At 59.4% G+C, this 11117-nt stretch carries 14 protein-coding genes; 7 read left to right on the top strand and 7 right to left on the bottom strand.

Going from position 1 to position 11117, the window contains the following annotated elements:
* Positions 1 to 2: 2 nt before the first annotated feature.
* The 5 genes from trxA (at position 3) to DQW77_RS01200 (ending at position 4674) form a co-directional block, all read left to right on the top strand.
* The gene (gene trxA, locus DQW77_RS01220; protein WP_113256330.1) at positions 3 to 323 is read left to right on the top strand and encodes a thioredoxin; all 321 of its coding nucleotides are present in this window, start codon (positions 3 to 5) and stop codon (positions 321 to 323) included.
* Positions 324 to 452: 129 nt separating this feature from the next.
* Positions 453 to 1016: an ATP-dependent protease subunit HslV gene (gene hslV, locus DQW77_RS01215; protein ID WP_113256329.1), complete on the top strand. Its 564-nt coding sequence runs from the start codon at positions 453 to 455 to the stop codon at positions 1014 to 1016.
* A complete protein-coding gene (locus tag DQW77_RS01210) occupies positions 1013 to 2080 on the top strand; it encodes a hypothetical protein (RefSeq protein ID WP_113256328.1) in 1068 nt (355 codons plus the stop codon). The genes hslV and DQW77_RS01210 overlap by 4 nt, the downstream gene beginning before the upstream one ends.
* Entirely contained in the window at positions 2077 to 3387 is a 1311-nt protein-coding gene (gene hslU, locus DQW77_RS01205; protein WP_113256327.1) for an ATP-dependent protease ATPase subunit HslU, read from the top strand. Before DQW77_RS01210 ends, hslU begins: the two co-directional genes overlap by 4 nt.
* A gap of 72 nt (positions 3388 to 3459) precedes the next feature.
* On the top strand, positions 3460 to 4674 hold the full coding sequence (locus DQW77_RS01200; RefSeq protein ID WP_113256326.1) for an MFS transporter: 1215 nt from the start codon (positions 3460 to 3462) through the stop codon (positions 4672 to 4674).
* On the opposite strand, the gene DQW77_RS01195 is transcribed toward DQW77_RS01200, so the two are convergent.
* The 3 genes from DQW77_RS01195 to DQW77_RS01185 are packed head-to-tail and all read right to left on the bottom strand — an operon-like array spanning position 4663 to position 6943.
* Positions 4663 to 5250 (bottom strand): Smr/MutS family protein, encoded by a 588-nt coding sequence (locus DQW77_RS01195; RefSeq protein ID WP_404947916.1) that lies wholly within the window; start codon positions 5248 to 5250, stop codon positions 4663 to 4665. The two genes, DQW77_RS01200 and DQW77_RS01195, sit on opposite strands and share 12 nt — an antisense overlap.
* A complete protein-coding gene (locus DQW77_RS01190) occupies positions 5247 to 6284 on the bottom strand; it encodes a murein transglycosylase A (protein WP_113256324.1) in 1038 nt (345 codons plus the stop codon). Before DQW77_RS01190 ends, DQW77_RS01195 begins: the two co-directional genes overlap by 4 nt.
* Positions 6281 to 6943, bottom strand: coding sequence for a Tim44/TimA family putative adaptor protein (locus DQW77_RS01185; RefSeq protein WP_113256323.1), 663 nt, complete (start codon positions 6941 to 6943; stop codon positions 6281 to 6283). Before DQW77_RS01185 ends, DQW77_RS01190 begins: the two co-directional genes overlap by 4 nt.
* A gap of 107 nt (positions 6944 to 7050) precedes the next feature.
* On the opposite strand from DQW77_RS01185, the gene DQW77_RS01180 reads away from it, so the two are divergent.
* Together DQW77_RS01180 and secB are read left to right on the top strand one after the other, a co-directional pair.
* The gene (locus tag DQW77_RS01180) at positions 7051 to 7539 is read left to right on the top strand and encodes an FxsA family protein (protein ID WP_113256387.1); all 489 of its coding nucleotides are present in this window, start codon (positions 7051 to 7053) and stop codon (positions 7537 to 7539) included.
* Between the two features lie 59 nt (positions 7540 to 7598).
* Positions 7599 to 8099 (top strand): protein-export chaperone SecB, encoded by a 501-nt coding sequence (secB, locus tag DQW77_RS01175; RefSeq protein ID WP_113256386.1) that lies wholly within the window; start codon positions 7599 to 7601, stop codon positions 8097 to 8099.
* On the opposite strand, the gene dnaQ is transcribed toward secB, so the two are convergent.
* The 4 genes from dnaQ to DQW77_RS01155 are packed head-to-tail and all read right to left on the bottom strand — an operon-like array spanning position 8100 to position 10810.
* Positions 8100 to 8798 (bottom strand): DNA polymerase III subunit epsilon, encoded by a 699-nt coding sequence (dnaQ, locus tag DQW77_RS01170; RefSeq protein WP_113256322.1) that lies wholly within the window; start codon positions 8796 to 8798, stop codon positions 8100 to 8102. It abuts the gene before it with no gap.
* Positions 8791 to 9384 carry a dephospho-CoA kinase gene (gene coaE, locus DQW77_RS01165; protein ID WP_113256321.1) on the bottom strand — a complete coding sequence of 198 codons (594 nt, stop codon included), beginning with the start codon at positions 9382 to 9384 and terminating at the stop codon, positions 8791 to 8793. Before coaE ends, dnaQ begins: the two co-directional genes overlap by 8 nt.
* Positions 9381 to 10214 carry a shikimate dehydrogenase gene (locus DQW77_RS01160; RefSeq protein ID WP_113256320.1) on the bottom strand — a complete coding sequence of 278 codons (834 nt, stop codon included), beginning with the start codon at positions 10212 to 10214 and terminating at the stop codon, positions 9381 to 9383. Before DQW77_RS01160 ends, coaE begins: the two co-directional genes overlap by 4 nt.
* Positions 10211 to 10810 carry a nucleoside triphosphate pyrophosphatase gene (locus tag DQW77_RS01155; RefSeq protein ID WP_113256319.1) on the bottom strand — a complete coding sequence of 200 codons (600 nt, stop codon included), beginning with the start codon at positions 10808 to 10810 and terminating at the stop codon, positions 10211 to 10213. The genes DQW77_RS01160 and DQW77_RS01155 overlap by 4 nt, the downstream gene beginning before the upstream one ends.
* Between the last annotated feature and the right edge of the window lie 307 nt (positions 10811 to 11117).

Raw genomic sequence — 11117 nt, 5'->3', positions numbered from 1 at the left:
CCATGTCCACTGTCGCCGTGACCGATGATACCTTCGAGTCCGAAGTAAAGAATTCCGAAATTCCCGTTGTCGTGGATTTCTGGGCGGAGTGGTGTGGCCCATGCAAGCAGATCGGCCCGGCGCTGGAAGAACTTTCATCGGAATTGGAAGGCCAGATCAAGGTTGCCAAGGTCGATGTTGACAGCAATCCCAATACTGCCGTTCAGATGGGCGTGCGCGGCATTCCCGCGCTCTTCATCTTCAAGAATGGCGAGGTCGTTTCGAACATGGCGGGCGCACGACCCAAGGCCGCGCTTGAGAGCTGGATCAAGGAATCCATCTGAACCCACTGCCCGAAAATGCACTGTCACGGGGCGCCGCGATTGGCGCCCCTCTTTGGTTTCGGCTCACCTTTCCGCGCTTGCAGGCCGTGTAGTCCGCATGCATACAAGGTGAAACGACAGGAGGCCATCATGTCGGATGACGCATTTCCCGGCTGGCACGGCACGACGATCATCGGCGTGAAGAAGGGAGGCGAAGTTGTGGTCGCCGGCGATGGGCAGGTCAGCCTCGGGCAGACTGTCATCAAGGGGAGTGCCCGGAAAGTCCGCAGGCTCCGACCCGGCGGTCATGATGTTGTGGCAGGTTTCGCAGGCTCCACCGCGGATGCCTTCGCCCTGCTTGAACGGCTTGAATCCAAGCTTGAGGCGACACCGGGACAGTTGCAGCGCGCGTGTGTGGATCTCGCCAAGGACTGGCGGACGGACAAGTATCTGCAGAAGCTCGAGGCGATGCTGATCGTCACCGACGGCGAGCAGGTTTACATGGTCACGGGGGCCGGCGACGTGCTTGAGCCCGAACATGACGTCGCCGCCATCGGCTCAGGCGGAAATTACGCACTTGCCGCCGCCCGCGGCATGATGGACAGCGACCGGACCGCAGAAGAGATCGCGCGGGCAGCCATGGAAATCGCCGCCGATATCTGTGTCTACACGAACGGAAACCTCACCGTGGAAACCATCGGGGCGCACCAATGACCCTGACCGAGGACGATCTTCGCGCCGCCGCCGCCGCGGGCATCATTGACGAGAGCCAGGCCGCCCGCCTTACAAGCCTGGCACATTCCAGGGCCGGACGCCTTGCACAGGGTCTGGCGGAGGACGAACCGTTCGAGCTTTTCCGCGGCTTCGCCGAAATCTTCATATCGGTGGGGCTCGTGCTTCTGCTGGCAGGGGCCGCCCTGCTTGCAACCGCAACCCAAAGCATGCCCGTCGTTGCCGCCGTGATCGCGGCCTGTTCGTGGCTCGGGGCACTGTACTTCACCAGGAGGCGGCGCATGACGCTTCCCTCCATCGTTCTCGTGATCGGGTTTGGCCAGGCTGTGGGGTTGCTTTCCATCTGGGTCCTGTCGGTGATCGGGGTTCCCGATGACAGCGGGTTGACCATCGTGTTCCTGGGCCTGATCGGCATTGCCGCGATGCTTCTGCATTATCGTGTCTTTCGGGTGCCGTTTTCAATGTTTCTCGCCGGGGTTTACGGTCTTGGTGTCGTCTTCGGCATCACCGGCGCGGTGACAGCCGCCGATACGTCCATGCAAGAGCTGGCAGATGTTTTCGATCTGCGGCGGGGCGGCGGCCTGGCCATCGGTACGCTGGTCTTCGGGTCTTTGGCCCTGGTTGCCGCCATGTGGTTCGATATACGCGACCCGCATCGCCTTGGGCGGATGGCCCGTTCGGCGTTCTGGCTGCACCTTCTGGCCGCGCCGGCCTTGGTGAACACCTTCGCGATGACCGCCTACAACATTGGCGGCAGCGCAGGTATGGCACTTACCATCGGGGCATTGATCCTGATCACAGGCTTTGCATTGATCATTGACCGGCGATCCTTCCTGACCGCCGGTCTCGTTTATCTGGGTCTTGTCGTGGCGTGGGCGATGCGGCTTGGCGAGGGCGAGCTGTCGCTTCCCCTCATGCTGCTGGTTCTCGGTGCCATTGTCACCTATCTGGGAAGCACCTGGGTGAGCCTGCGCGTAGGCTTGATGCGCATTCTGCCCGATTTTCCGGGCAAGAACAGACTGCCACCCTATTCGGAGGCTTCATGACAGACCTGACCCCCCGCGAGATCGTTTCCGAGCTCGATCGTTTCATCATCGGACAGAAAGACGCCAAGCGCGCAACCGCCGTAGCCCTGCGCAGCCGTTGGCGCCGCAAGCAACTTGCGCCCGATCTCCGCGACGAGGTCTATCCCAAGAACATCCTGATGATCGGTCCCACCGGTGTTGGCAAGACCGAGATCAGCCGCCGGCTCGCGAAACTTGCGCGCGCGCCTTTTATCAAGATCGAAGCGACGAAATTCACCGAGGTCGGCTATGTCGGCCGTGATGTCGAGCAGATCATCCGCGACCTCGTGGACAGTGCGATCGCCATGACCCGCGAGCAGATGCGCGAAGACGTCAAGTCCGCCGCGCATCAGGCGGCCGAGGACCGGGTGATTTCCGCCATTGCCGGCGAGGATGCGCGCGAAGCCACGCGAGAGATGTTCAGGCGAAAGCTGAAGAATGGTGAACTGGATGATACGGTGATCGAGGTTGACGTGGCCGATCATTCGAACCCTCTCGGGATGATGGACGTACCCGGACAGCCGGGGGGCGGCCAGATGGGGATGATGAACCTGGGCGATCTTTTCGGAAAGGCATTCGGCGGACGAACCGTGCGCAAGAAGGTGACTGTTGCGGAAAGCTACGATCTGCTTATCGGCGAAGAGGCGGACAAACTTCTCGATGACGAAACTGTAAACCGCGCCGCACTCGACGCGGTCGAACAGAACGGCATCGTCTTTCTTGACGAGATCGACAAGGTTTGCGCCAAATCCGAGGCACGGGGCGGTGACGTATCACGCGAGGGTGTGCAGCGCGATCTGCTTCCATTGATCGAGGGAACGACGGTATCGACCAAGCACGGCGCCGTCAGGACGGATCATATCCTGTTCATCGCATCCGGCGCCTTCCACATCGCCAAGCCGTCTGACCTTCTGCCGGAACTTCAGGGCCGTCTTCCGATCCGTGTGGAGCTTCGGGCGCTCACCGAAGCGGACTTCGTGCGCATCCTGACCGAGACGGACAATGCGTTGACACGTCAATATACCGCCCTTCTGGGAACCGAAAACGTGACCGTCGAGTTCACGGAAGACGGCATAGCGGCCCTTGCACGCATTGCCGCGGAGGTTAACCAGTCGGTCGAAAATATCGGCGCCCGGCGTCTTTATACCGTGATGGAACGTGTTTTCGAGGAACTGAGCTTCACCGCGCCTGACAAGGCTGGTGAGAAAGTGACCGTGGATGCCGATTTCGTGGAGGCCAACCTCGGTGAACTGACACGTTCCGCGGACCTGAGCCGTTACGTTCTTTGAGATTTCACGGCGCCAGCAACGGCGGCGTGAATCGGCTTTCCATTGCCCGTCATTTCGGGCGACAGAGGGTTCATGCCGATTCTCGTCTTTCTTCGTGAAAACGCGCCGTGGCTTTCGGCCGGGGTTCTGCTGACTTTCCTGTCCAGCATCGGACAGACCTATTTCATTTCGGTTTTCGCAGGCGAAATCCGCATTGCTTTCAACCTGAGCCATGGACAATGGGGCGGGATCTACACGCTGGGCACAACCGCCTCGGCGCTCGTGATGGTATGGGCAGGTGCGCTGACCGATCGGTTCCGGGTTCGGGCACTGGCGCCGGTTATCCTGATCTTGATGGCCGGAGCCTGTCTTTCGATGGCGCTCAACCCGGTCTGGTGGCTGCTGCCATTTATCATTTTCGCGCTTCGCTTCACCGGACAGGGCATGATGAGCCATATCGCCGTGGTTGCCATGGCCCGCTGGTTCGTCGCCACCCGCGGCAAGGCGCTGTCGGTTGCGACACTGGGCTTCGCCATGGGAGAGGCGCTGCTGCCCCTCATATTCGTCTCGCTGATGCTGATATATGACTGGCGCTTGCTCTGGGGTGCCATGGGTGTCGTGGCCTTGCTGGGCATTCCCCTTCTCATCCTTTTGCTTCGGCGGGAAAGAACGCCACAGAGTTGGGCGGAAACAAGCCAATCTCTCGGTATGGACGCACGGCACTGGACGCGTGGTCAGACGCTGCGCCATTTTCTTTTCTGGTTCATGATACCAGCGCTTCTGGGGCCATCGGCCTTCAACACCGCCTTCTTCTTTCATCAGGTTCATTTCGCCGAGGTGAAATCGGTGGCTCATGTCGAGCTGGTGGCGATGTTTCCATTCTATACAGGTGTCAGCATTGCCGCGATGGTCCTGTCGGGGTGGGCGCTCGACAGGGTGGGCACGGCGCGCCTGATGCCCTTCATGCAACTTCCCATGGTGGCAGCCTTCGCGATTTTTGCATTGGGGGCCGGTCCATTGGCGCTCTTGAGCGGATTTTTCTTCCTTGCACTCACGACCGGAGCGAACACGACGCTCCCCAACGCCTTCTGGGCAGAGTTCTACGGGACAGGCAATATCGGGTCGATCAAGGCCATGGCCGCCGCGATCATGGTCCTGGGTTCCGCAATCGGCCCCGGCCTGACCGGGGTGGGCATCGATCTGGGGATCGGGATTGAAACGCAGTTCGCGGTCGTGGCGGCCTATTTCGTATTCACAACCCTCATGATGGGCATCGGAATCGCGCGGGCCCGTCCCTTATTGGCGTGATCGCCTCAGATACACGTAATAAGCTCCGGCGCCACCGTGACGCGCGTGCGCTTCGGTGATCTGAAGAAGCATGCCGGAAAGGGGCGGACGCGTCAGCCATTGTGGTACGTTATGCCGCAATACACCCGGACGTGCGGGGATCGGGCCCGTGTCCGGGCCTGCCCGTCCCTTGCCCGTGATCACGAGAACCAGCCGTTTTCCATCTGAAAACGATCTCAGTATGAACGCGATAAGGGCAGGATGCGCCTTTTCCAGAGTCATTCCGTGCAGGTCAATGCGCCCCTCGGGCACCAGCTTTCCACGGCGGAGTTTCGTGAACGCCTTCTTGTCCATCGACAGGTGGGTTCGTGGCATCGGCAGGGACCCGGCACCGCCCCTCCCGGACTTTTCACCGATCTGGAAATCAGGCAGGGCTTTCTCGGATCGGTCCTTCTTCCCGGTTTCCCGATCCGGAATCCATTCCGGTGTTTCTTGCCCCGATGCGGTTAATTGTCGCTCGGGATGCAGTGGGTCCGTGGTCCGCGTAACTTGCCGCCAGAGATCGAGTTCTTCCGGCCGCAACTTGCGTCGGGTCACAATGGCACCTCCGGACGCATTGCATAGGCGCGTTGTATCGGCAGAAGAATCGCCATCCGGCCGCCGTCACGCAAGTGCCCGGCACGCCTTCCGGCCTTGTCCCCGGTGCCAAAGAAGATGTCCGCCCGCTGCGGTCCCTTTATCGCCGATCCGGTGTCCTGTGCGATCATCAGGCGGTTTATCGGATCCTTGCCCGCCTTTTCGAGCCATACCGGAGCGCCAAGTGGTGTATAATCGGGATCCACCGCGATGCTGCGACCCGCGGTGATCGAGCGGTTCATGGCGCCAAGCGGTCCTTCATCCGCCGGCACCTCGTCAACCCTGCGAAAGAATACGTAGGATGGATTGTGATGCAGAAGATCCCGGCCCTTCCGCGGGTTTCTGCGCACCCAGCTCTTTATCACATCGGCCGAGACCTGATGCACGGAATAGATCCCGCGGCGGACCATTTCCCGTCCAACCGAGCGGTAGTCATGGCCGTTCGATCCACCGTAACCGACACGAATGTTGCGCCCGTCCGGAAGCCGGATTCGCCCGGATCCCTGAACCTGAAGAAAGAACAATTCGACAGGGTCGTCCACCCAGGCGATCTCGAGGCCTCTGCCCTTCATTGCCGGCCCAGTCTCGATTTCCTTGCGGCTCAGCCATCGGGTGCCGGGCTGCACGGAATCGGGTGCGCGGTACAGCGGATATTTGAAGCGGTCGCTTTCCGAGAGCGCGCCTTCGAGTTCCGGCTCGTAATACCCGGTAAAAAGGGCGCGGTCATCGTTCGATATCACCACCGGGCGAAAGAAAAGCTCGAAGAAATCGCGTGCATCCGGCTTTTGCTGGGCAAGTGCGCACAGGCTTTTCCAGTCGGGTTCCGTCATGTCCGGACAGGTATCGAGAAAAACGTCGAGTGCTTGCTGATGATCGTCTTCTTCCCAGCCGGCCAGATCCTCGAAGTCGAGGATTTCGTAATCGAGATCTGACGCCATGACCGTTCCGGCCATCGCGATCCAGAACCCGATCGCCGTCCGGATTGCCCGGGTCATTCGCCCGTGGCGACGAGCCGCCAATTGGGATCATCCGAGCCCATGATACGCTCGAATGTCCAGACATCGCGCTGTCGCTTGGTCTGGCCGGGTGTACCTTCGACGATCTCGCCGGTGCTGTCACGGACAACCGAAGTCAACTCTCCGACGAATCTCACGGTCACTTCTCCCTTGCGGGTTTCGCTGTCAAACGCGGCATCCACCAGCGATATTTCCCGTACACCGGCGAATTCCGCCTCAACGCTCAATCCCTGTTCCTCACGGGCGTCCACGACTTGCGCGAAACTCTCGAAAACGTCCTGGGAAAGAAACGGGCTTATCTCGTCAAGATTGCCACGCTCGAAGGACATCAGGATCATTTCGTAAGCACCACGGGCACCTTGCAGGAAATCCGTGACACTGAAAGACGGATCGGCGCGCTTCATGTCCGAAAGGGCTGCAGCGGCGTCGGAATCCTCGGCGACGTGATCCGTTATATCCTGATCAGGCCCTCCTTCTATGACCTCGAAACCCTGTCGACGGTCACGCGCCGCCGGCTCTGCCTGACTGCGGGGCGGGCCTTCGAACCCCTCGCGACTTCCCAGAACGCTCTTGAGGCGCAGGATGAGGAACACCGCGATGCCCGCGAGCACCAATAATTGCAATATGGGCGAATTCATGAGCACCTCGTTTCGCGCAGGGCATGGAAAGCTATGTCTCAGCACTTATGTAAGTGACGGTGGGGGTCAAGTCTACCATCCGCCTGCAAAAGACCGGAGGTCAGGACATGTGGCTATTTTTCGCGTTTCTCGGCGTGCCGTTGATTGAGATCGCGCTGTTCATTCAGGTTGGGGGATTTATCGGTCTGTGGCCCACTCTTGCCATCGTCGTCATCACCGCCATTCTTGGAACAGTGCTCGTGCGTGCTCAGGGGGCCATGGCGCTCGAGGATCTCAGAACGTCCTTCTCGCGGCAGTCCGATCCGTCCGAAGCACTTGTCCACGGGGCAATGATACTTGTCGCCGGTGCGCTTTTGCTGACCCCCGGGTTTTTTACTGATGGTGTCGGTTTCGCATTGCTGGTTCCGGGGGTTCGGCGGGCGGCCTACCGGTACCTGCGGGCGCGGGTCGAGGTCCGTTCCTTCACCACCGCCGCGCCCGGACGCGACCCTCGGCGGCACCGTCCGCATGATCCTGGCATAATCGAAGGTGATTATGACGAAGTCGACCCGCCCTCGACAGGAACGGACGGTCAATCGGGGTGGACAAGGCATTGAGGCCCCTTGCCCGGCCTGCTACAGGATTTCCCGAACATCGATAGCCTGGAGAGATGGTGATGGCCGAGAATGAACAGGGCAACGGTAGCGCGGAAGAGAAGCCGCAGGTCAGGATGCAAACGCTCACGCAGTTTGTTCGCGACCTTTCGTTTGAAAACGTGCTAGCACAACGTGGACATGGCGGCGAGGTCCAGCCTGATGTCTCCGTTGAGGTCAACCTCGATGCCAAGAAGCGCAGTACCGAGCACCAGTACGAGGTGACGACCAAACTTCGGGTCACGTCCAAGGACAAGGAAAGCCAGGACACCCTGTTCATACTCGAAATGGAATACGCGGGGGTTTTCCATGTCGAGAACGTGCCGCAGGATCAGCTTCATCCTTTTCTTCTGATCGAATGTCCGCGCATGATTTTCCCGTTCATGCGCCGCATCGTCAGCGATGTCACGCGGGACGGTGGCTTTCCGCCGCTCAATCTGGAAAACATCGACTTCGTACAGATCTACCGTAACGAGATCGCACGCCGGCAGGCCGAAGAGGCTGAGACGGCCGGCACCGCCTGATCAACCGGTTTCGATTTTTCGCCAAAGGGCATCTTCACCCATAGAGGCGACAAAATCGGCATGAGCCGACGCCTCTTCCGGATGCACCCTTGACGGAAGCGCCTTGGGCCGCGGACGGGCGCGCCATTCCTGGCCTGCGGACGCGCCCCGGTTTTGCCCGATTGTTCCGGAAAGGGCGAAGTCGGGCTGTCGGCCACCGATAAGCTCGAGATACACCTCGGCAAGGATCTCGGAGTCCAGCAAGGCGCCGTGAAGCGTACGGCTGGAATTGTCGATTCCGAAGCGTCGGCACAAGGCATCGAGTGACGCAGGAGATCCGGGGAATCGCCGACGTGCGATGGCCAGTGTATCCACCGCCCTTTCCCAGGGCAGCGCCGGCAACTTCAACCAACCGAATTCCGCATTTATGAATTTCATGTCGAATGCGGCGTTGTGAATCACCAGCCTCGCATCCGAAATAAATTCGAGGAAGTCGTTCGCGATCCCTGCGAAACGCGGCTTGTCCCTCAGAAACTCGGTGCCAAGACCATGCACTTCGAAGGCTTCCTGCGGCATGTCCCGCTCGGGGTTTATGTATTGGTGGAAAGTTCTGCCGGTGGGCATGTGGTTCAGGAGTTCCACTGCACCGATTTCCACGATCCTGTCGCCTTGTTCAGGATCCAGTCCCGTTGTTTCTGTATCCAGAACGATTTCACGCATCTTGTTGTTCTGTCCTTATTTTTTTCACGATGTCATGTACCTGCTGTTTCGCGTGGTGCATGGTATCCGTCACGATCAGGTAATCCGCGCGTTGCCTTTTCTCGCTGTCAGGCATCTGTTTTGAAAGCATCGCCTCGAACCGCGCTTCGGTCATGTCCGGCCGGGCCAGTACGCGCTGGCGCTGAATTTCGGGGGCAACCGTCACGCAGGCAACCGCATCCATGGTCGCCTCGGCTCCGGTTTCGAAAAGCAGCGGTATGTCGAAGACCACGATATCGGCATCCGTCTGCTGCAGGAAATTCTTCCTGTCCTCAGCCACCAGCGGATGAACCACGGCCTCGACCTTGGGCAAGACCGTCGGGTCGTCACGTATAAGATCACGAAGCCGTTCCCGCGAGACACATTCACCGAAAATCGCATCCGGCAGGATATCGGCCAGTGGCTCCACGGCAGCGCCTCCGGGCACATACAGGCGGTGAACCGCGGCATCCGCATCCCAGACGGCACAGCCCTCTTCGGCAAACATTGCCGCGGTAGTGGATTTGCCCATTCCGATGGAGCCTGTAAGACCAAGGCAGAACGTCATCGAAGCGCCGCCGCCCGGGCTGCACTGTCAACCTCGGGGCGTGTTCCGAACCAGCGCTCGAATCCGGGGACCGCCTGATGGAGCAGCATGCCCAAGCCATCCACGGTGTGGCAGCCCATTTCCTCTGCCACCTCAAGGAAGCGCGTTTTCAGCGGTGCATACACCAGATCGGTGACCACGGCGCCCTTGCGCAACCCATCAAGGGGAACACGCAGAGGCGGCCGGCCAAGCATGCCGAGTGACGTGGTGTTGATCACGGTTGTCGCATCTTCCAGCATGTTCCCGGCTTGAACCCAGTCGTAGATCTTGAGCCGTTTGCCGAAATCAGATTGCAGGCTTTCGGCCCGGACGCGCGTTCGGTTCGAGATCAGGATCTCTGGAACGCCCGCATCAAGCAGGGACGCAACCACGGCACGGGCCGCGCCACCAGCCCCCAGAACCGCCGCGGGGCCCGAAGCCGGATTCCAGGCGAGGCCGGACTGCTTCAGGTTTTCGATGAATCCATAACCATCCGTGTTGTCGGCATGTATCTTGCCATCCTTTCGGAAGATCAACGTGTTTGCTGCACCGATGAGGGTTGCACGGTCGGTTGCAAGATCCGCGAGGGCCAGCGCGGTCTCCTTGTGCGGCACCGTTACGTTGACACCGACAAAACCTGCTTTCGGCAGTGTTCTGAGGACAGTCTCGAAATCATCCGTGCTGACGTCCATCGGTATGTAGTACCCGGTAATGCCATGGGTGTTCAGCCAATGACGATGAAGCTGCGGTGACTTCGAATGTGCGACAGGCGTGCCGATGACACCCGCCAAGGGAATTTTCTGCTCGGTCATGTTTCAATTTCTCCTCGCACTGCCAGAAATGACAGGACTTCGAGTAGGGGCAATCCAAGGACGGAAAAATAATCTCCTTTGATACGTGAGAAAAGCCTCACCCCTTCCTCCTCAAGCTTGTATGCGCCAACGGTTTCCTGAATGCTCGTCCAGTTGCGACTCACATATGACTCCAGGAAGTCATCCGATGATTTGCGCATCTCCATATGCACCACACCGACATGCCGCCAGATCGGTGCCCCGTCCGCACATATGACCGCCGCGCTCAGGAGGTCATGGTTTTTTCCGCGCATGAGCTTCAATTGCCCGATCGCATCTTCAGGTGTTTGCGGCTTGTTCAAGACCTGCCCGTCAAACTCCAGTATCTGGTCACATCCCAGGACCAGTGAACCGGGATATCGTTCACTCACCCGCCGTGCCTTCATTTCCGCCAGTGTATCCGCGATATCGCGCGGTGTGGCGGCGTCCGCCAGGAGCGCTTTTTTCATCATGTGCTCGTCCACCTTGGCGGGGATCGCACTGAATTTCAACGCCGCGTTGCTCAGGAGCATGGACCGGGCTGCGGACCCGGACGCGAGGATAAGGCGTTCTGTCATGTGGAGAACTCCGTGTATGATATGCGGACGTCCTAACGCCCGTGGGGAACTCTTTCCATCCCTGCTTGTCGGTCTGGAGTTCCGGCAGGGCTCCGGCTGTATCCAGGGATGTCATGCCCATGTGGATCGGTATAAATCAGCCGTGGTGAAGGTACGGGAGGCGCTGTGGGTTACGTGATTTATCCCGATGTAGAGAAATACCTCTCTGTTGTATAACCTTTTGCGATATAAGTGTTTTATATGATCTTGACAAACCCAGGGCTGATTCATCCCATAGTTTATCCCCAAGTAAAACCTCTGTGGACCA

Origin of the sequence: Roseovarius sp. TE539, from assembly GCF_003298505.1 — a bacterium.
Lineage (GTDB): Bacteria > Pseudomonadota > Alphaproteobacteria > Rhodobacterales > Rhodobacteraceae > Roseovarius.
This window is presented reverse-complemented; position numbering and strand designations above follow the sequence as displayed.